This is a genomic window from Nodosilinea sp. LEGE 07088, from assembly GCF_015207395.1.
Classification (GTDB): Bacteria; Cyanobacteriota; Cyanobacteriia; order Phormidesmidales; family Phormidesmidaceae; genus Nodosilinea.
Window position 1 is genome coordinate 1 of the sequence record NZ_JADEWX010000070.1, and the last position, 20048, is coordinate 20048.

The 20048-nt window shown below is 57.6% G+C and carries 19 protein-coding genes and 1 pseudogene; 9 read left to right on the forward strand and 11 right to left on the reverse strand.

Annotation, left to right across the window (positions count from 1 at the left end):
- Positions 1-534: 534 nt before the first annotated feature.
- Both IQ254_RS16105 and IQ254_RS16110 read left to right on the forward strand, forming a co-directional pair.
- A complete protein-coding gene (locus tag IQ254_RS16105; RefSeq protein WP_193967183.1) occupies positions 535-2760 on the forward strand; it encodes an amino acid permease in 2226 nt (741 codons plus the stop codon).
- A gap of 255 nt (positions 2761-3015) precedes the next feature.
- Positions 3016-3417: a hypothetical protein gene (locus IQ254_RS16110; RefSeq protein ID WP_193967184.1), complete on the forward strand. Its 402-nt coding sequence runs from the start codon at positions 3016-3018 to the stop codon at positions 3415-3417.
- A 226-nt stretch (positions 3418-3643) separates the two neighbouring features.
- On the opposite strand, the gene IQ254_RS16115 is transcribed toward IQ254_RS16110, so the two are convergent.
- The gene (locus tag IQ254_RS16115; protein WP_193967185.1) at positions 3644-4726 is read right to left on the reverse strand and encodes a tetratricopeptide repeat protein; all 1083 of its coding nucleotides are present in this window, start codon (positions 4724-4726) and stop codon (positions 3644-3646) included.
- A 168-nt stretch (positions 4727-4894) separates the two neighbouring features.
- Between IQ254_RS16115 and murJ the strand changes: the two genes are divergently transcribed.
- The 3 genes from murJ to IQ254_RS16130 all read left to right on the forward strand — a co-directional run bounded on the left by murJ (position 4895) and on the right by IQ254_RS16130 (position 9576).
- Positions 4895-6499: a murein biosynthesis integral membrane protein MurJ gene (murJ, locus tag IQ254_RS16120; RefSeq protein ID WP_313887474.1), complete on the forward strand. Its 1605-nt coding sequence runs from the start codon at positions 4895-4897 to the stop codon at positions 6497-6499.
- Between the two features lie 124 nt (positions 6500-6623).
- Entirely contained in the window at positions 6624-7256 is a 633-nt protein-coding gene (locus tag IQ254_RS16125; protein WP_193967187.1) for a hypothetical protein, read from the forward strand.
- A gap of 4 nt (positions 7257-7260) precedes the next feature.
- Entirely contained in the window at positions 7261-9576 is a 2316-nt protein-coding gene (locus tag IQ254_RS16130) for an ATP-dependent helicase (protein WP_228040784.1), read from the forward strand.
- Positions 9577-9789: 213 nt separating this feature from the next.
- Here the strand turns inward: IQ254_RS16130 and IQ254_RS16135 are convergent, their stop codons facing one another.
- The 3 genes and pseudogenes from IQ254_RS16135 to IQ254_RS32135 all read right to left on the reverse strand — a co-directional run bounded on the left by IQ254_RS16135 (position 9790) and on the right by IQ254_RS32135 (position 11009).
- Positions 9790-10071 carry a hypothetical protein gene (locus IQ254_RS16135; RefSeq protein ID WP_193967188.1) on the reverse strand — a complete coding sequence of 94 codons (282 nt, stop codon included), beginning with the start codon at positions 10069-10071 and terminating at the stop codon, positions 9790-9792.
- Between the two features lie 306 nt (positions 10072-10377).
- Positions 10378-10905, reverse strand: a pseudogene (locus IQ254_RS33700) (sodium:glutamate symporter); the annotation flags it as partial.
- Complete coding sequence (locus tag IQ254_RS32135) at positions 10875-11009, reverse strand: hypothetical protein (RefSeq protein WP_255527009.1); 135 nt, start codon at positions 11007-11009, stop codon at positions 10875-10877. The pseudogene IQ254_RS33700 and the gene IQ254_RS32135, both read right to left, overlap by 31 nt.
- Before the next feature lie 152 nt (positions 11010-11161).
- On the opposite strand from IQ254_RS32135, the gene IQ254_RS32140 reads away from it, so the two are divergent.
- A complete protein-coding gene (locus tag IQ254_RS32140; protein ID WP_255527010.1) occupies positions 11162-11296 on the forward strand; it encodes a hypothetical protein in 135 nt (44 codons plus the stop codon).
- 38 nt (positions 11297-11334) lie between these two features.
- Here IQ254_RS32140 and IQ254_RS16145 read toward each other — a convergent pair whose 3' ends face one another.
- From IQ254_RS16145 to IQ254_RS16155, 3 genes are read right to left on the reverse strand one after another with little or no spacing between them, the layout of a single operon-like run.
- The gene (locus IQ254_RS16145; protein ID WP_193967205.1) at positions 11335-12552 is read right to left on the reverse strand and encodes a murein hydrolase activator EnvC; all 1218 of its coding nucleotides are present in this window, start codon (positions 12550-12552) and stop codon (positions 11335-11337) included.
- 45 nt (positions 12553-12597) lie between these two features.
- Positions 12598-13242 carry a LysE/ArgO family amino acid transporter gene (locus tag IQ254_RS16150; RefSeq protein ID WP_193967189.1) on the reverse strand — a complete coding sequence of 215 codons (645 nt, stop codon included), beginning with the start codon at positions 13240-13242 and terminating at the stop codon, positions 12598-12600.
- 9 nt (positions 13243-13251) lie between these two features.
- On the reverse strand, positions 13252-13722 hold the full coding sequence (locus tag IQ254_RS16155; protein WP_193967190.1) for an Lrp/AsnC family transcriptional regulator: 471 nt from the start codon (positions 13720-13722) through the stop codon (positions 13252-13254).
- Positions 13723-14111: 389 nt separating this feature from the next.
- Here IQ254_RS16155 and IQ254_RS16160 point away from each other — a divergent pair, with 389 nt between their 5' ends.
- The gene (locus IQ254_RS16160; RefSeq protein ID WP_193967191.1) at positions 14112-14597 is read left to right on the forward strand and encodes a DUF4079 domain-containing protein; all 486 of its coding nucleotides are present in this window, start codon (positions 14112-14114) and stop codon (positions 14595-14597) included.
- A 207-nt stretch (positions 14598-14804) separates the two neighbouring features.
- Here IQ254_RS16160 and IQ254_RS16165 read toward each other — a convergent pair whose 3' ends face one another.
- The 3 genes from IQ254_RS16165 to recF form a co-directional block, all read right to left on the reverse strand.
- Positions 14805-15101, reverse strand: coding sequence for a type II toxin-antitoxin system RelE/ParE family toxin (locus IQ254_RS16165; protein ID WP_193967192.1), 297 nt, complete (start codon positions 15099-15101; stop codon positions 14805-14807).
- The gene (locus IQ254_RS16170; RefSeq protein WP_193967193.1) at positions 15098-15325 is read right to left on the reverse strand and encodes an addiction module protein; all 228 of its coding nucleotides are present in this window, start codon (positions 15323-15325) and stop codon (positions 15098-15100) included. The genes IQ254_RS16165 and IQ254_RS16170 overlap by 4 nt, the downstream gene beginning before the upstream one ends.
- 176 nt (positions 15326-15501) lie before the next feature.
- Positions 15502-16632, reverse strand: coding sequence for a DNA replication/repair protein RecF (recF, locus tag IQ254_RS16175; RefSeq protein ID WP_193967194.1), 1131 nt, complete (start codon positions 16630-16632; stop codon positions 15502-15504).
- A gap of 79 nt (positions 16633-16711) precedes the next feature.
- Here recF and rnc point away from each other — a divergent pair, with 79 nt between their 5' ends.
- Entirely contained in the window at positions 16712-17365 is a 654-nt protein-coding gene (gene rnc, locus IQ254_RS16180; protein ID WP_193967195.1) for a ribonuclease III, read from the forward strand.
- Positions 17362-18186 carry an SDR family oxidoreductase gene (locus IQ254_RS16185; RefSeq protein ID WP_193967196.1) on the forward strand — a complete coding sequence of 275 codons (825 nt, stop codon included), beginning with the start codon at positions 17362-17364 and terminating at the stop codon, positions 18184-18186. Before rnc ends, IQ254_RS16185 begins: the two co-directional genes overlap by 4 nt.
- An 86-nt stretch (positions 18187-18272) precedes the next feature.
- On the opposite strand, the gene IQ254_RS16190 is transcribed toward IQ254_RS16185, so the two are convergent.
- A complete protein-coding gene (locus tag IQ254_RS16190) occupies positions 18273-20015 on the reverse strand; it encodes a hypothetical protein (RefSeq protein ID WP_193967197.1) in 1743 nt (580 codons plus the stop codon).
- Between the last annotated feature and the right edge of the window lie 33 nt (positions 20016-20048).

Sequence of the window (20048 nt, forward strand, 5' to 3'; positions counted from 1 at the left end):
GGAGGGGGCAGACGCATAAACGCTAGAACCATTGGAACTAGCCTGAAACTCTAGCATCTTTAGGCTCCCTTGAGAATGAAATGGCCCTGAGCTTACAGGCAGTATGGAAGGCAATTTTTTGTCCGGAGCATTGTGAGTATGAATCCTCAATTTAGCAATTTTAATTTCTACCTTATCTGCATTTTCAAATCGGTGATCGCCCAGGGACTTTTGACCCAGAGCCGCTTAGTTTTATCTGAGTACATCTGGGCGCCGTCGGCGGTCTTGTATATCCAGCACTAGCGGCGGTTGCCAGGCGCTTAAATCCTCACTGTCTCTGCGCGCCTGGGTTCGCCAGATTTTTGTCAAAACAAGCCTGGCCAGGCTTTTTAAGGCTAGGATACTGCCTGGGCAGAATAGCCTTCTGTGAATCAGGCCCATGGCTCGACCCCAGCTCGACCCCAGAGAATTTAGAGACTTTAAAGATCTGACTTGACCCATTCATCCCGCCCTAGCCTATGACAGGGTATAAAGCACATCTGCTTAGGAACAGCTATGTCTAAATCGCCAGACGCCAGCGTCATTGTCTCCAAAGGTAGTCAATCCGAGGGTTTAGGAACCTTTGGGGGCGTGTTTACCCCCTCTATTTTGACCATCCTCGGGGTGATCATGTATCTGCGGTTTGGCTGGGTCGTCGGCCATGTCGGGCTGTGGCAAACCCTGCTCATTGTGACGATCTCTACCTCGATCACGCTGCTGACAGGGCTGTCGATCTCAGCCATTGCCACCGACCAGGTGGTGCGGGCCGGGGGCGCTTACTACATGATCAGCCGCTCCCTGGGTATAGAAACCGGCGGAGCAGTGGGGATTCCGCTATACCTGGCCCAGGCGTTTTCGGTGGCACTCTACACCATTGGTTTTGCCGAAAGCCTGGTGCAGGTGTTTCCCGGTTTACCCCAAACCCTCATCGCCTTCATCACGACCATCTTGATCGCCATCTTGGCGCTGAAATCGGCCGATATTGCCATCAAAGCGCAGTATTTCATCATGGCGGCCATTGTGCTGTCGCTGATCTCGCTGATGATGGGGCATGGCGTTGAGCCAACCACCCTAGCTCCGCCCGAGCCCCCTGGTTCCATCGGGTTTTGGGCTGTATTGGCCGTATTTTTCCCGGCGGTTACGGGCATTATGGCCGGGGTCAATATGTCGGGCGATCTAAAAGATCCCCAGCGATCGATCCCCACGGGTACGCTGGCGGCCATTGGGGTCGGCTACGTCATCTACATGGCGATTCCTTTTTTTCTCCACCAGTGGGCCGATACCGAAACCCTGATCGCCGATCCGCTGGTGATGCGCCGCATGGCCTGGTGGGGCAACGCCATTTTGCTGGGCGTCTGGGGGGCAACGCTGTCTAGTGCGATCGGCAGTATTTTGGGGGCGCCCAGGGTACTACAGGCCCTGGCCCGAGACGGCATTTTACCCAGCTGGCTGCGATGGCTAGGGCGCGGCCACGGCCCAATGGATGAGCCCCGCAATGGCACCTTATTTACCCTGGGCATTGCTCTGGCTGCAGTCACCCTAGGCGATTTGAACCTGATTGCGCCAGTGCTGACCATGTTCTTTCTGACCACCTATTTGGTGCTGAATGTGTCGGCAGGGCTAGAAACATTTTTGCAGAGCCCGTCCTTTCGCCCCACCTTTAAAGTGCACTGGAGCCTCTCACTGCTAGGGGCAGTGGGCTGTCTGATGGTGATGTTTTTGATCAATGCAGTGGCGACGGTGCTGGCAGCGGTGATTGTGCTGGGCATTTTTCTTTGGTTGCAGCGTCGTGAAATGCAGGGAGCCTGGGGCGATGTGCGTAATGGTCTATGGATGACCCTGGTGCGCACGGGGCTATTTCAAATGCAAACCACTCCTGATGCAAAAAACTGGCGGCCTCATCTACTGGTGTTTTCTGGCGCCCCCACTAAGCGACCTCACCTCACCGATCTAGCTGTTGACCTCACCCACAACCGAGGTCTGATTACGCTCTCTAGTGTGCTGCCCTCCGGTGCCCGCAACCCCAGTCAGCGGGATGCCCTAGAGTCAACCATTCAAGACTATCTCGACAAGCAAGGAATTGAGGCCTTTGTGCGACTGGTCACAGCCCCCGACCCCTTTAGCGGCATGGAAAAGCTGGTAGATGCCTATGGGATCGGCCCGCTGGTGCCCAATACCGTGCTGCTGGGCGATACCGAGGCCGCATCAACCCGCGATCGCTTCTGCCAGATGATCGCCACCTGTCACCAGGCCAAGCGCAACGTGCTAATCTTTCGCAGTCAGCCCGAAAACTACCCGGCCTTTGGCTCCCGTCTGCCCACCAAGCAGCGCATCGATGTCTGGTGGGGCGGTCTACAGGCCAACGGCGGCCTGATGCTGATTTTGGCCTACCTGCTGCGCACCAGCGGCCGGTGGCGCAATGCCGATATCTATCTCAATTTAGTGGTTCCCAATGAGCAGGCCAAGGCCGCTGCCGAGCAGAACCTGGAGAGCCTGGTGCAGGGTCTGCGCATTGGGGCAATTCCGAGGGTGATTGTGGCGCGCGATCGCGCCTTTGACGACATCCTCAAAACAACTTCTAAAACCGCTGATCTAGTATTTTTGGGTCTTGCCAATCCGGGGGATAACTTTACCCAGTACTACCTCGATCTGCAAAAGCGAACCGCCTCGCTCCCCGCGATCATTCTGGTCTTGGCCTCTGAAGAATTAGAGTTTGCCGAGGTGCTCCAGCGCGACGGCTGATGCTGCCATTAGGAGTCCCTGTGTTGAGGCGGCCTCCCTGGTTATAGCCTTAGGCTTTGGGCTAGGCCTAGAGCCTGGGGTTATGCGCTGCGGATACTCTTCTCGGCAAGGCAGCTGTAGTGCTAACGCTGAGTGTAGGGAAGAATTCTGAGGAATATTATTAACTTTTGTATCTAGTTGTCGCCTAACCTTGTGATGAGGCGTAACGGAACTTGATAATCAACTCAGAAACGCAGATACATCAAGGACATACCCATGGGTTTAATTAAGTCGATTTTTGGGGCGATCTTTGGGCTAATTGGCGGCATCTTCAAGGCCATTGGCGGTCTAGTCGGTCTGGGTAAGAAGTCTGAGTTTTACATGGAACTCGACGAGGCCAGTAGCGACAGTCAGCCGGTTGCTGCACCCAGCACTCCGGCTCCAGCCGCCAAGGCTGAGCCAAAGCCAGCCGGAGCACCGGCCAAAGCTAAAGCCGAAGCATCGGCAAAAGCCCCAAAACCAGTGGCTCCGGCTCCAGCAGTGCCCGCAGAACCCGTACCCACGGCCTTTGCGTCTAAATACCTGACCACAGTGGGCATCAGCCAGTCTAGCCGTCGCCGCCCTGGCCCCAGCCTGGCACCCTTCAAGGATATGGCTAAGCAGGTCAACGGGCGCTAGGGGCTGAAGCACGGCTACAGCAGAGTCATATTTGTGGATTACAGCAGACCAGGGATGCCCACAGCACCCCTGGTCTGCTGTAGCTATTGCCCCAGCGGGCCGGGGGTTTTCACCAGTGGTCTAAGCGCTGCTATCGGTGAACTGACGGATAGCCATTGTTCCAGAGGATTATGCACAATGTCCTCACCGATCTGGCGCGGGCTATAGCAGGTTATAGCGTCGTGGTCTAGCCGGGACTGGCGACCCAAAACCTCAGCCCACTGTACAGGTGAAATGCACTGTCCCAAGGAGAGGGCAGCGATCGCCCTAAATCGACATGAGACTCAAAGGTGGGCAGCAGCTCCATCAGGTCGAGGGCACTCTCGCCAAAGCCACTGAAGTCGGTGATGGGCTCTGGGGTAATGCGATCGCCACAGTAGCGCATCATGGCCTTCCATGCGGTGGCCGCAATCAGCGGCGACGGAAAGGCCTCGGCGGGGGGTAGCGGCATGGCATCGCGATAGCGGTAGAGGCGATCGCAAAACCGCAGCACACACCCCCGCCCATGCAGATGCCAATCCATAATTTCGCTGTAGTCTTGGGTGGCGTCTTTGCGCTTGAGCCGACCACGGGCATCGAGATCGACCACCGATTCGTAGATCGGCAACTGACCCACCACCCACTGGGTGATGTCGCTCCAGGTGAGTTCGATGGTGCCCTGCTGTCCGGCGCTATTTTGGCAGATGACTCTCAACTGCGGCTCTATGGCTTGAATGGCCTGCACTCGAAAAATCGATAGGTCTTTGATTTGATCGATGGCAACCCAGCGGGCGGGAGCACCTGCCGCTGTGAGTTGTTCGCAGAAGTATCGTAACTCCCCCGCCGTGCCCACCCGCAGCAGCCGCCACTGTTTGCTGGGCAGGCGGGTACGAGCCGTGTAGGGATCGATCTGCATGACCTGGGCTAACCCCTGGGCTGCCGGTTCTCTGCGATCGCCGGTTACGGGTTCAAGTACCAGCGCAGCGGCCTTTTCAGCCCCTGGCTGGTGCTTAGCTGTACTTAAATCGTGTTCCCGCTGCTGGGCCAAGCGATCGCGTACCCGCTGCATCCCCTCCCGGGCGTGGCTGAGCACCTTGGGATGCGCGGCATTTTGCAACAGCCGCGCATAGGTAATCTGGGCTCTCTCGAGATCAGCCTTGACCTCCCAATAGTTGCCCATAGCCAGTTTGAGCCAGGGATCCTGGGGATTCTTTTGCTGCCACTGCTTAATTAACTGAGCCGCCTGAGTGAGCTGCTGGGCTCCTAAGGCGGCAGAGACAAGGTCGTACATGGCAAGGGCAGAAGAACTCTCTTTGGTAAAACTTTAGCACCTGGCCGAAAAGGCCTATCTACGGCGTCTGCAACAAGTTCGGTGGGCTAGTTCAATTATGCAGTTAAATGGGGGATGGTTCTGGATGCCAACCGTGGCTCCGATGCTCTTCACCCTCTGCGAGGCCCCGTGTCAGACGCGAAACCCTCCCGTTCATTGGCCAATATCGCGGGCATTGTGGCGGTGGCCACGATTATTAGCAAGTTTGTAGGGCTGTTTCGTCAGCAGGCGATCGGGGCGGCCTTTGCGGTGGGGCCAGTGGCCGATGCCTACAGCTTTGCCTACATCATTCCGGGTTTTTTGCTGATTTTGCTGGGGGGCATCAACGGGCCATTTCACAGCGCCATTGTTAGCGTGGTAGCCCGCCAAGACCGGCAAGACACCGCCCCGCTGATCGAGGCGGTCAACACCCTGGTGGGGCTAATTTTAATCGGGGTTTCGGTGGTGCTGTTTGTGCTAGCGGGGCCCATTATCGACCTCGTTGCCCCTGGACTGTCTCTAGCCGAGGCGATCGCTCGCGATATTGCCGTATTACAGCTGCGGATTATGTCGCCCATGGCCCTGCTGGCGGGGTTAATTGGTATTGGCTTTGGGGCATTAAACGCCGACAGCCAGTTTTGGCTGCCCTCCATTAGCCCGATTTTCTCCAGCGGTGCGGTGCTGGTAGGGCTGGGGCTGCTGTACGGGGCCATTGGCGGAGATATTTCTAACCCAGAGTTCTTCATGCTGGGCGGCGCGGTGCTGGCCGCCAGCACCCTGGGTGGAGCGGTGTTGCAGTGGCTGGCACAGCTCCCGGCACTGTGGCGCTCGGGGCTGGGGCGTCCCCACCTGCGCTTTGACTGGTCAGTGCCGGGGGTGCGCGAGGTCGTGCGCGTGCTACTGCCCGCCACCCTGTCGTCGGGGATGTTGCAAATCAATCTATTTACCGACCTGTTTTTTGCTTCGTTTATTCCCGGTACGGCAGCGGCGCTGAGCTATGCCAATTTACTGGTTCAGACCCCCCTCGGCATTATTTCCAACGTGATTTTGGTGCCATTTTTGCCCCTGTTTGCGCGGCTGGCGGCCCCAGAAAACTGGCCTGAACTCAAAACTCGTATTCGCCAAAGTCTATTGTTTACAGCGCTGACGATGCTGCCCCTGGGGGCCATGTTCGTGGTGCTGGCTCTGCCGATCGTGCGAGTGGTCTACGAGCGAGGGGCCTTTGACCAGGAAGCCTCAAATCTGGTGACGTCGGTGTTGATGGTCTACGGCATTGGCATGTTTGTCTACCTGGCTCGGGATGTGCTGGTGCGGGTCTTCTATGCCCTGGGCGATGGGCAAACGCCCTTTCGCATTAGCTTGATCAACATTGTGCTGAATGGGGTGCTCGACTTTTTCTTCATTCGCTGGCTGGGGGCACCGGGTCTGGTGCTGGCCACAGTAGGCGTCAATGTGTTTTCAACCCTGGCGCTGACGGCAATTTTGCATCGACGGCTGCGGGGGCTGCCCCTGGTGAACTGGGGCAGTGCGATCGCCCTGCTCACTGTCCTGAGCCTATTCGCCGGCACCGCCGCCTGGGGGACGCTCCAGGGTCTAGAAACCTGGCTCGGTACCGAGGGCATTGGCGTGCTGCTGCTCCAGCTTGCAATTCCGGGCACGGTTGGGTTGCTGATATTTGCCCTGGGGGCTTTTTGGTTGCCGATACCTGAGGCGAAGCAGTTGGGAGCGCGGATTGGCGAGCGGGTCAGGCGATAGGTAGGTAAAGGGGAGGGGAGGGAGATGGGGAGGAGATGGATAGGTAGGGAGAACTGATTACGCCGAGCGGTGGCTGAGGGCTGCTGCATAATGGTAGTAAGCGTGCAACGGCAGGATGCAGACGATGGCAGATCCAATCACCCTTGACGACATTTACGCCCTATTTCAGACTTCCCAAGCCGAGGCCGATCGTCGTTTTGCTGAAGCCGATCGCCGGGCTGCTGAGGCCAAGGCCGAAGCCGATCGCCGAGCTGCCGAAGCCGATCGCCGAGCTGCCGAAGCCGATCGGTCGCTGACAGAGCTGAAGCGTCTTGTCGATCACACCACCCGTGCAGTGGATGGGCTGACTACTCGCTGGGGCCAGTTTGTCGAAAACCTGGTAGAGCCTTCGGTACTGCGCCTATTTCAGGAGCGCGGCATTGACGTGCAAGAAGTCACTCGTCGGATGCGATCGCAGCGGCGTGGGGCTGAGATGGAAATCGACATCTTTGCAATCGATGGCGATGTTGCGGTCGCGGTTGAGGTCAAATCGCGGCTATCGCGTCAGGATGTAGAGTACTTTCTCGGTTGCCTGGGACGATTTAAGCAGTCGTTTCCGCACTATGGAGGTTATGACATCTACGGTGCCGTGGCGGGCATTGAAATCGACGAAGGGGTAGACCGCTATGCCTACCAGCGGGGGTTGTTTGTGATCAAGCAAACCGGCGATACAGTCATGATCGCCAACGACGCGACCTTTCAGCCCACGGCCTGGTAAGCAGATGAGCGATACAATGGTGACGGCAACACCCGTAGATCGGGAGGCGGTGCTAGCGGCCATTCGCGCCGGGCTGCGGCGGGGGCAGCAGGCTCTGGCCGACTGGGAAGGGGGGCGCTTGGCGGTATCAGCCGTACCGGGGTCGGGCAAGTCTACGGGCATGGCGGCGGCGGCGGCGATCGCGATCGCCCGTCATCAACTCCGCCTCAACCGCCAGCTGGTATTGGTCACCTTTACGCGATCGGCGGCGGCCAACCTCAAAGCCAAGGTGCGCGGCCACCTGAAGCAGTTGGGCCTACCCCAGACCAGCTTTACCGTCTCTACGCTGCATGGGCTAGCCCTCTCCATTGCCACCCGCAACCCAGAACTCTCAAACCTCAATCTCGAAACCCTTACGCTGGTTTCTCCAGCCCAAAATAACCGCATTCTGCGCACCTGTGTCGAGCAGTGGATTGTGGCTAACCCCGATCGCTATCACAATCTGATTGCCGGGAGACAGTTCGACGGCGAAGAAACTGAGCAGCTGCGGCGGCAGTCTGTACTGCGCACAGAAGTGCTGCCCAACCTAGCCCACACTGTTATTCGCGAAGCCAAAAGCTCAGGCCTAATGCCTGCCGACCTTTCGGTCCTGGCCGAGAACGCCAATCCTGCCCTGCCCGCAGAGGTCGAAGGCTATGACGTGTTGACCATTGCCGCTGGGCTTTATGATCGCTACCAATCGCTGCTCGCCCAGCGGGGCTGGATCGACTACGACGACATGATTCTGGCAGCCCTGCGTACCCTAGACGATCCTGACAGTTGCCGCTTCTGGCAAGAGCGTACCTTCGCGGTCTTTGAAGACGAGGCCCAGGATTCTTCCCCATTGCAAACCCGGCTCTTAACCCTACTGGCGGGTCACCCCGGCGACCCAACCGGGGAGCCCAACCTGGTGCGAGTCGGCGACCCCAACCAGGCAATCAACTCCACCTTTACCCCCGCCGACCCGGTCTTCTTCAACCAGTTTTGCGACGACTGCCGCCAATCGGGCCGTTTGGTCACCATGGATCAGGCGGGACGCAGCAGTGGCGTGATTATGGCTGCCGCTAACCACATGCTGGCTTGGGTCAACCAAACGCGCGTGGCTGGCCCCGAGACCCCCTTTCGCGATCAGGCGATCGCCCCAGTGCCTGCCAACGATCCCCAACCAGGGGCCAATCCTACCCCCCTGGGAGCCGGGCTAGAACTCCTCTCGCCACCGACCACGCTGGATTCTGTCAAGCAGATCGCTCAGCGAGTGAGCGATCTGTACCGCGAGCATCCTGAAGCCAGCTTTGCCATCCTGGTACGAGAGGGGCGGCAGGGAACGTTCATCGGCAATTTACTCCGCCATCCTGACCAGGTAGATGGCATAGACCTGGCCGCTTTGGGGCTGAAGTTCTACGACGTGGGTGAACAAGACCGCCAAACCCGGGTGCCCGAAGAAATGCTCACCCTCTTACAGTTTATTGAGCGCCCCCACTCCCCCGATCGCCTCAAGGGGGCGCTGCGAGTGCTGGTCGATCGTCAGCGGGTGCCTACCCAAGACCTCAACACCCTGGCCCAAGCACCTGAGCAGTTTCTCTACCCCGGCCCGCTGGATGCGCCACCCGATACTGAGGCGGCTCGTCTGGCGCGGCGATACTGTGCGGGGTTGCTGCGATCGCGCCTCGAACTCCCTCCCTATAGCCTGTTCTCATTCATTGGGCTCACCCTGGGCTACAACCAGAGCGAACTGGCCACCACCGATAAACTAGCCGCCCGCGTCAGTCAGCAAATTCGCTACGACGATACCCTTGCCGCGGCGATCGGCGTCCTACAAGACATCGTTGGTTCCGAACGCTTCACCGCTGTCGAGACCGAAGACACCGACTCCCTCTACACCCGCCCAGGGCAGGTCACTCTGATCACCATGCACAAAGCCAAAGGGCTCGACTGGGACGTCGTCTTTCTGCCATTTCTCCACGACAAAACGATCCCCGGCACCCTCTGGGTGCCACCCCAGGGCGAATTTTTGGGCAACTTTACCCTAGCCGAGGTGGCCCGCGCCCAAATCCGCGCCTATGCCCACGGTGAGCACGGAGAAATTCCAGACCTGATCACCGCCTGGGAGCAAGCCAAGCATCTCAAAGCCGCCGAAGAATATCGCCTGCTCTACGTCGCCATGACCCGCGCCAAGCGGCTGCTATGGATGTCTGCGGCTCAACAGGCCCCCTTCACCTGGAGTAAGCCAGAGGCAGTGCAGGGGGCACAGCCCTGCCCGGTGTTGCCAGTGCTGAGAGCATGGTTGCAGGCAGCCGAATAGCCAAGAGTGAGGCCATGGAAATGATGCAGAATTAACGCAACCCCTCAAGCTCCCTAGCTTCTCTGCTCTCTGGGCCATCCGTATTGTCACCAAGATGCCGCCACCATCCCCTAGAACGCCGGTACAGAAACCCGGTTGCTTGGCCAGAATGCCAGTCATGCCGTTAGGGCAGTGACAAAGAAACCGGGTTTTTAGCCATACTGTACCGATGCTCTAGTCGATACGTTCAATCTGCCAGAGAATTTGGTTACCTTCTCGCCGCACGCGCAAAACTGACCAATTGCGCCAGGCCCAAGATTCGCCTCGACTGGTAACTGCACTGGCGTTGACATCCATCAAATCAGCCAGTTCAGAACTGGTGATCAAGTAGCCCTGTTTGGCGATTTCATCGGCAATTTGCAGAGTTTCGAGCACGTTGCGGAGGTTATCAACCCTAATCTCGCGGGAGAGAGATTCAAAATTTTCGCTAGCCGGAGAAGTTCCAGAGTCTGCCATAACGCATAATGCCATCCAAAGCTAAAAACCAAGCTAAATTTTACCCTTGGTTTTGCGTTTAAGAGTATCTAATACCAAATTCGGCCTGAATACCCCCGGTTCGTAGGGGCATAGCATGCTGTGCCCCTACGGGGTTCCTGATTGTGAATCGGGGGTTCTCAAATCGGATTTCGTATAAAACCAAAATTGAGTGGTGCCAGCCTAGTACTCGAAGGCGGAAATATGTCCACCGTTCCGGATCACTTGGCTCCCTAGCTCCCCTGCTCCCTAGCCCTGCGGCGCGATCGCAGGCGCAAGTCTTTGAGGCTAAACGGCACCGGTAGAAGAAGGGCGACGACGATCCTGCTTAATCAAGACGTACCCAACAATAAACCAGAACACCAGCAGCCCGCCGGTAATGGCTAGGGTCGGCCATAGCCCCAGACGACTGATCAGAGCTGGAGCCGCCGCTGTAAATAGCCCACCACCCACGATCGGTTCAAAAAAGAGCTGCTTGTAGGCAAAGCCCTCAAAGGCTCCGGTGCTATTGTCGGGATCGACCATGCGCAGCAGCAAAATGCCGGTAGCGGTCACGCCCATCGACTGCCCCATGTCGCCAATGCCCTTCTCAAATCAATAGCTGGGGAAGATGCGCGGTGCCCACCACAAAAAGATCAGCACGTTCCACGAGATACCGACAACGCTGAGCACAAGAAATACGCCCAAGTTGCCGCCGATAACCCGCAGGGAGATGGTTGCGATCGCAGCCATGACGACCACATCTAGCGCTACCCCAGCGATATTCTGCACCAGCGACCGAATCACTAGCGTGCCCAGGCCCAAGCGGTTGAGTATGGACGACGCTGAAACCAGCGAATATGGTGCTTGAGGTAGCGACCCAGCAATAGCAGCAGCGCTAGCAGCACAAAGGCAAATAGAACAGTCCGTAAGCTAAACATAAAATTTCTCCAGAGGCAGATACTAGAAACAACTGCTGCGTCAAAGTTTCTTGAGCCACTGACATAAACCCATCATTGTCTGGAACTTGCAGTAAACCCAGGCACATAGACTAAATTATCTGTAGAGAGGAAATTTGTACCGAGGTATCTCCATGGCCAGCCAAGAGCAGATTAAGCAGCATATCGCCCTCACCACCCAGATCGACTTCAAGGGTATGACTCCCACCCAAAGCGAAAATCCTCGTAAAACGAAGATTATGGAGCACGTCAAAAAGAGCCTGGGGTAACTGCGACTGAGGCCCAGGCAAAAGCAGATGTTGAGTCGTTATAAGAACTCTCTAGGATCGATCGGATTGCCGTTGCGGCGCACCTCAAAGTGCAGGTGGGGGCCGGTGGAAAGGCCCGTAGAACCAACTGCTGCGATCGCCTGGCCCTGCTGCACCGTTTGTCCCTCGCTGACCACCAAACGGCTGGCATGGGCGTAGAGAGTGCTGAGCCCGCCGCCGTGGTCGATAATTACCGTCTGACCGTAGCCGCCATACCAGCCGGAGAAAATGACCTGGCCCGAGTCGGCGGCTCGAATAGTACTGCCGTAGCTGGCCGCGAAGTCAATGCCAGCATGGAAGCGGTTGTAGCCCAGAATGGGATGACGGCGGTTGCCAAAGCCGCTAGAGATATTGGCATTAGCAGGGAACACAAACCGCCCGGTACCGCGAATCACGCCGGTGCTAGCGGCAATTTTTTGGCGAATCAGCCCGGCGACTTGCTCCGAGTCGCGGGCCAGTTGAGCTTCGGCGGCTTCTAGGGCGCCCCGACGATCTTTGAGTCGGGCAATCAAGTCTTTCTCCAGGTCGGCCTCGGCCTCGTACTGCTGCTTCTGCGACAATAGCTGCTGCTGGAGCAGGGCCACCTGGTTGCGTTTTGCTTCGACGGCAGCTTTTTGTTCTTCGATCGCTTCGGCCTTGGCTTTTAGGTCGGCCAGCACCTCGCGGTCGGCAGTGTAGACGCGCTTGAGCTGATACTGGCGATCGAGAAACTCATTGAAGTTTTGGCTTTGCAGCAGCACAGCCCAGCCCTCGCTACCCTGCTGCCGCTGCAAGAACTGAAGCCGGGCGACGGTGCCGGTGCGCACGTTTTCGTAGTCATCCTCAGCTTTTTTCAGCTGCACCTCAAACTCTTTGAGCTCTTTCTCAGCCTGATCGAGGCGGTACTGAGTTTCAGCAATCTGATTGGCGGTGTAGACGATATTGTTTTCTAAGTTTTGCAGGTTCGACTCTTTCTCGGCCTGGCGGTTTTCGATCTCGTTTTGCTGCTGCTGAAGCTGATCGCGCTGCTGTTCCAGGGTTTTTTGCTTGTTTTGCAGGTCTTCAATCGACTGGGCCACCAGGGTGGGCGGCGCGGCGGGGGTAGTGGTAGCCAGCCCCAGCCAGACCACCAGCGCGATCGCACACACCAGCCCCAGCCAGCGCCCCCAGGGTTGGCCTAGCCCGCCCTGACGCCGAGAGCGCCCACCCAACAATTCAGCCCTAAGCCGAGGTTCCATAGTCACAGGCAACATCCTGATGAAGGAAAGGCAGTCTCAACCGATCTAGCCCTTAAACGTCAATGCGATCGCAGGACGGATGGCTAAGCCAATCGCCACCCCTCCAAAGGCAAAAATCGCAGCCCCAGCCAGCCGATTTAACCACTTCAACCGCGAGGGTGTCAGCCTTTGGCTAAAAAGCGTTACACCCCAGCTCAGAAACAGCCACCACAGAGCCGACCCCAAAAACACCCCAATCACCAGCACCAGCGCGGCTCCCCACGATTGGCTACTGCCCACCAGGCCCAGCCCGGCAAAAATCGCAATGAAGGAAAGGATAGTCGCAGGGTTCGTCAACGTCAAGAACAGCGTTGATGCGTAGGCTCCCCAGAGCCCGCGGCTGGAAAGTTTCGCCGCCTCGGTAGCCGGGTCGGCCCGCACCGTGGTGAACCCCAAGTAGCAGAGGAAGATGCCGCCCACCAGTTGTAGCCCCTGGGCCCAATCAACCAGCCAATTGGCAACAGCGGTGAGGCCAAACCCGGCAACGCAGCCATAGATGCCGTCGGCAGTGGCGGCTCCCAACCCGGTAACCAGCCCCATCCGCTGCCCTTGGGTAAGCGAGCGGCGAATGCACAGCAGCCCAATGGGGCCGACTGGAGCCGCGATCGCCAGCCCCAGTCCCATGCCCTTCAGCAATGTCCAGCCTTCCATAGCCCCTCCTTAGGTCTCTCTTAAATGATCTAGCGACGGCACCTGGGTCTCTTTCACCGTCGACAGCACAATCTGGGTGCGGGTTTTGGCCACGCCTTCAATCGCCTTAAGGCGATCGCTAATCAGCGCCTCAAGGGCGCGGGTATGGCAACAGCGCACCTTGAGCAGGTAGTCGTCATCACCCGTGACGTGGTGGCATTCCAAAATTTCGGCATTGGCCTGCACCGCCGCCAAAAACCCATGCCGATGCCGGGGTTGGTCGAGGGTCACGGCAATAAAGGCAGTCAGGTCTAGCCCCAGGGCTGCGGCATTGAGCAGAGCGCTGTAGCCGGTGATAATGCCGCGCTCTTCCAGTCGTTTGACGCGATCGGCGGTAGCCGGGGCCGACAGATCTAGCTGCCCCGCCAGCTCAGCCCAGGTCATGCGCCCTCGCTGACAGAGCAAAGACAGGATTTTGATATCAAGGCTATCAAGTTCCATAACCTTATTTTAGTAAGCTAAAAAATATTTTAGCCTATTAAAAGTAATCAAAAGGGATTATCCGGTTTCCTGACAGGGTCGTCTGGGTAGATTCAGAGTTGCGCAATGCAGCGAACTCACTAGCTACGCCGTCGGTTTGGTGACAATTGCCAATGGCCAGGGAAACAGGGCGCTAAGGAGACCGGGGATGGACTAGTACTCTGAGGCGGCAATAACCCAGCTGTTTACTCACGCGGAAACCCCTATGAGACCGGGGTTCCCGTTCTGCCTTCTGCCTTCTTACTTCTGCCTTTCGGTACTAGGAGCCCAACTTCGCGATCGCCGCTGTCCTGCGGTAGAGAAAATATGGCACCTTAGGGATGGCGCTTCACTCTGTTGGGAGGTTAATCATGGTTTCTACAATTCGCGGCTATTTGCAGCCCATTGCCGACTTTTTTGCGGGCTTTGGCACCCCCGAGCCAATTGTGCACTGGGGCCACCCAGCCATGATGGGCATCGTCATTTTTGTCATGGGTAGCTTCACCGCCTACCTGGGCTGGAAAGGCCGCATCGGCAACGACGACGCCGAGAAAAAAGCCGAAAACCGCCATACCCACAAGCGTCTGGCCCTGTGGATGTTTACCTTTATTACCCTGGGCTATACCGGCGGGGTGCTGTCGCTAGTAATGCAGGAAAAAGAAATCTTCCAAAGCCCCCACTTTTGGACTGGCGGGTTGGTGATTGGTTTATTGGCCATCAACGGCGCGATCTCGTTTACCAAGTTTGGCGGCGGCAAGCCTGCCCTGCGCACCGCCCATGCCTACCTGGGCAGCTTCGCCCTGATGGTGATGTTCGTCCATGCCTTTTTGGGTCTGCGCCTGGGCCTGTCGATCTAGCCCCAAGGAGCGCTGCCTCATAGTTTGAGCCTAAGTTGAAGGCAGCGCTTACCCCTTTAACCGTTACTCGCTAATTTCTTTTGGAAAATCTCTTCCATCACCTTTAAGTCGTCTTCAGTCTGGGGAAATGGATAAACTGGGCTATTGGGATTTCCTATCCGGATCAATCACTATCCCTGAGACTCCAATCGCTCCTCCATAGCAACCCTACAGCCGACTTTGCCAAGACTTTGGGTTGCGTTTGCCATGAAAACAGGCCACAACTGCAACAAACTCTTGCTCCAAAACAAACAGAATCCCGTAGGGAAAGCGTCGTATGAGTGCTCGCCGTGCCTGCTTGTGGACTTTAGGATAGGCAAGAGGATTACGCCCTATTCCCGACAAACAGGTATCCACAGCCCGAATAAATTCAGAGCCTAGACCGGAGGTTTGAGCCTCGTACCATTCAAACGCGTCTTGAATATCTAACTCCGCCTCCGGACGAATAATCAGGCGATAGCTCATTGGGAAAATCCCAATCGTTGCTTGACCTCTTCCCAAGGGGAACCAGCGGTTGGATTCTGATGGTAGCTCTCTAACCGGCGATCAAGCTCTTGCTCTTGAGCCTCTGTTAGCAGCAGCTCCTCTTGATGATCCAAAATACTATCCCACAGGTCTTCAGCTAGTTGGATACGCTCAGCAACGCTTAGTTGCGAGATTTCAACCTTGAGAAGAGGATGACTGCTCATCGGAAGGACTCCAGCAGGGGGATGTACTCCACTGTAAAGTACGAGTCAGCGGATAGGAAAGGTACTTTCTCTGTCAATCTCATCCCATCTCCTTAACGCATAAACCACATTGCGCTGCTCCACGTAAATGACCGATGAAAATAGATAGACGTTTGAATAACAGGTTGCAACATTGCTTAGCTGCCCCCAATCTGCCCCGCCTTGACGGTCAAAATCTGAGATGAGGCCATCCATTGGCTGCCAAAGGCTCCCAGATGGGTCGTGGTAATGATGGTTTGAAAGCGGTCTTGAATCGCCTCGAGCAGCTGATTTTGACGATTGAGATCTAGCTCGGCCAATACATCGTCGAGCAGCAACAGGGGCGGTTCGCCAATCACCTCATCGATCAGGTGTAGCTCAGCCAGCTTTAGGGCCAGCACCAGGGTGCGCTGCTGCCCCTGGGAGCCGTACTGGCGGCTGGGGGTATCGTTGATGGCAAACTCAATGTCGTCGCGGTGAGGGCCAACCAGGCTGGTGCGTTGGTGCTGCTCGGCGATCGCCCGCTGTTGAATCTTCGCCAAAAAGCTGGCCTGAATCACCTGGGGATTATCCTCTTCCATCGGCACGTTGGGCTGATAGTGAATCTGTAAGTCTTCGCGCTGGCCGCTAATGGCCTGGTGCCACTGGTGGGCAATGGGGGCGAGGCGGGCGATCGCCCTGGCCCGACGCCGAATCACCCGCGTACCCAGGGCCGCCAGTTGGGCATCCCACAGGGCAAACTCGGTGGCATCTACAGGGCTGCTGGAGGCATCATCATCGCTGTAGTGCTGCTTGATCAGTGCATTGCGCTGCTTCAACACCTGGTTGTACTGGTTCAAAATGTGGGCGTAGATCGGCTCTAGCTGAACTAACAGGGTATCGAGCCAGGTGCGCCGCTCCCCCGGCCCGCCCCGCACCAGGTCAAGATCTAAACTAGAGAATTGCACCGCATTGAGAGAGCCGAGAAAGTCGAGCTGTCGCCTGAGCTTTTCACCGTTGAGAATGGCCGTGCGCCGCCCCGCCTGGCGCAGCACCAGGGAGAGATCGGCCATGCCCAAATCTCTGCGGACTGACGCGGTGATTTGGGCCACGGGCTGGTCTTGCTGGACGAGGTCGCGATCGCGGCTGGTGCGGTGCGACTTCAGCGTCGCCAGCAGCTCTACGGCCTCCAGCAGATTCGATTTACCCTGGGCATTTTCTCCCACCAAAATCGTTTTGGGGGCCGCAAAGTCGATCTGCTGCTCGCCATAGTTGCGAAAGTGCCTGAGGGAGAGATGGGTGAGGTACAAGAGGCTAAGGCAGAGGCTTGACTTGGTTTAGGATACAGGACGGCACCGATGCCCCGCTCAATCCCCAATCACACGAGTTATGGGTTTACCCACCTTTCAAAATTCAGCCCTGCTGCGGCAGGCGCTCACCCACAGCAGCTACGCCAACGAACACCCCACCGAAGGCCCCGACTACGAGCGGCTAGAGTTTTTGGGCGACAGCATTCTAGAGTTGGTCGTGCGCGATCTGCTGTTTTCCTGCTACCCAGCAATGGACGAAGGCGAAATGTCTCAACGGGCTGACCAGCTGGTCGATGAACCCCATTTAGCGGAGCTAGCGGTGCAGCTGGGCATCCCCGATCGCATGCGGTTGGGGGCTGGCGCTCAGCCCGAACGCCACAATCCCAGCGTGCAGGCCGACATGTTCGAAGCGGTAATTGGGGCCTATCGGCTAGATACGAACATTGTCGCCGCCTGTAGCTACGTCGAGGCCATCTTTAGGCCCTTAGTCGATCGCGTTCTCGAACTTCCGTCCACCGATCCGGTGACTGAGCTTCAAGAATATTTTCAGGCTCAAAGGGGATTACCCCTGCCCGAGTATCGGCAGCGAGACGAGAGCGGGCCCGACCACGCCAAAACTTTTACATTGGAGGTATGGGTGGGCGCGACTCGCTATGGTATTGGCCAGGGCAGCAGCAAGAAAGACGCCAAAAAGAATGCAGCCCTAGATGCTCTGGAGAAATTAAAGTCATGAATGCGGCAATTTTGGGTTGCGGATATGTGGGTACAGCCGTGGCACGCCTGTGGACAGCCCAAGGCCTCCAGGTGACGGCGACCACCACCCATCCTGGTCGGGTTGAGGAGTTGCAGACCATGGCGGCGGCGGTAGCCGTGGTCAATGGCTCTAACCCCGTTGGCATAGCAGACCTCCTGCATAACCAAAACACTGTGCTGATCTGCGTTGGGGCTGGTCGTCAGGCCAACTACGAAGAGACCTACTTGAACACCGCCAAAACAGTCGTGACGGCCCTCGATCAGGCGCCACAGCTGCGACAAATCATTTTTACCAGCACCTATTCGGTCTACGGCAACTACGAGGGAGCCTGGGTGCGGGAAGACGACCCCGCCAAACCTGCCACCGACAACGGACGCATTATGGCAGCCACTGAGCAAACCCTGCTGGATGCAGCTACGGGCGATCGCGCAGTCTGCATTTTCCGTCTGGGCGGCATCTATGGGCCAGGGCGAGAGTTAGCCAAAATCTACAGTCGCGCCGCTGGCAGTACCCGTCCCGGCTCTGGCCACGAGGCCAGCAACTGGATTCATCTAGACGACATTGTGGGGGCGATCGCCTTTGCCCAAACCCACCACCTCAGCGGTCTCTACAACCTCGTACAAGACGAAATCCCCACCGTGCGCGAGCTAATCGATTGCGTCTGTGCAGCCAACCACCTGGCTCCTGTACAGTGGGACCCGTCTCAGCCCAGCGCGCGACCTTACAACGTGCGGGTGTCGAACCAAAAGCTCAAGGCCGCAGGCTATGGGTTTCGCCGTCCATGCTTTGAGGGCATCTAGGTGAATTTTGGATTTTAGATTTTGGATTTTCGGGGTATGGCGGTTACAGCTAAAGTCTTAGCTGAATCAAATCCAAAATCGCCAATCTAAAATCCAAAATCGCCTCGTCCCACAAACTCGATGCTGGCCAGGTGCAGCTTGCCCTGGGGGGCCTGGTCAAACACCAGCTCTACGCTGCTCAACGCCGTCAGGTCTACCCCATAGAACTGCCCCAGGGGAATGCGGAGATTGCTGGGGTAGAGGGGAGCCGTGTTGCCGTGGGTAGAGTCGGCTTCAAACTGGCGCAGAGTCGGTACGCTAGGCAAAATTTCGACCCGCGCCGCGTCGCCCTGCCGGTCTCGCAGCACTACCGCGAATACTGGCTGCCCCTGGGGAATGGGCCAGGAGGGATCGGGGGCGAGGCGTAGCTCAAGGCTGGTAAAGTCGCTGACGCTGACGCTGGCTAAGGGAACTTGCAGCCGCTGGGGCAGAGCACTCCACCCCAGGGTGAGCAGGTCTGGAAAGTGGGGATACAGCCGAGGAGAGCGATCGCAAGCCCCTAGCGCCTGGCAGAATTTCGCATCTAGGCCAGCGGTCAGCGTAGCTGCTGGGGCATTTTTGGCATCAAAGACGGTGTAGCGCTGGGGAGTGGGCGATACCAGAGTCGTAAGCACCGATTGTTCAAACAGGATGCCTGGGTCGGCCCGGTTGGCCGCTAGCCCCACCTTTGTTAGGGCTACAGCATCCCCTGGTGCAGACCAGAGGGCTTGCAAAAAGGCTGTGGTGTACTGGGCGAGAAACCTTTCCTGGGCCACCCGCGACAGGCGATCGCGCGATCGCTGCGGGTTACACAGGGGCGCATTGTCGGGTCTGCGGTAGTAGTCATCCTCCGCCACAGCAGCGCTGTAATAGTTGTGATTGGCCCCCGGCAGTAGGATGCCTAAGACTGGGCTAGTTCGGGGCTGCTGACGGGCTGTTTCCACATAGTAGAGGCTGCTAAAGTCAAAAATGTCGCGATCGCACCCGCCTGCAATCACCGCCGTGGGCACATCGGGCAGTTGGTAGGCGTCAGGTCGCTGGGCGATGGCGTAGCTGCGGGTGGGGCTGACCAGCACCAGGGCCGCGATCGGGCCCAGGCCAGCGGCAATGCTGTCTTCTAACGGCTCTACAAGCGCAGAATTCCCCTGGGCTTCACCCTGGCCTTCAGCTCGGCGCAGGGCACTCAGCGCCGCCGCCCCACCCCCCATGGAGTGGCCCACCATGGCTAGCCGCCCTAGCTCTACCCGCCCGGTTAGGGAGACCCCAAAGCCCGGATCATCGCCCCGATGGGCCTGGGCCAGACGAGTGAGATGAGCATCGATAATCTGGCCACTGCGCTGGTCTGCCAACTCGTTGCGATTGTCAGCATTGGCGCCATAGGTTTCGCTAAAGGCCGCATTGAGGTTGGGGATGATCACCCCATAACCGGCCTCAGCTAGGGACTGTGCCAGGTAGGCAAAGCCCAGATCAAAGCGGGGTTCAGGCTCGCAGGGCCACTCGCTAGTGGCACCCGGGTTGAAGTGGCACCCGGCATGGCGACCGTGCAGAATGATGACCCAAGGTGTAGAGGCCTTGCCGGGGGGAACTGCGATCGCGCCCGTTAGCGGTAGCGGCATAGACTCAGGGGCTGAGTCTACCCCTGTCTGATCTATCACTGCCATGCCCAGGTTATAGGGCTTTACTAGCGAAAAGCTTTCTAAATTGGGGACTAGGGCTGTTGGCGGTGGCGGTGATAGGGTCTGCCCCAAGCTCGGCCAGCCCAATAAAGACAATGCCAGAGCCAGCCATACTCCAGTACAAACCTGCACCACAGCCCTAATCGAGCGGCCCAGCAAACCCTCTAA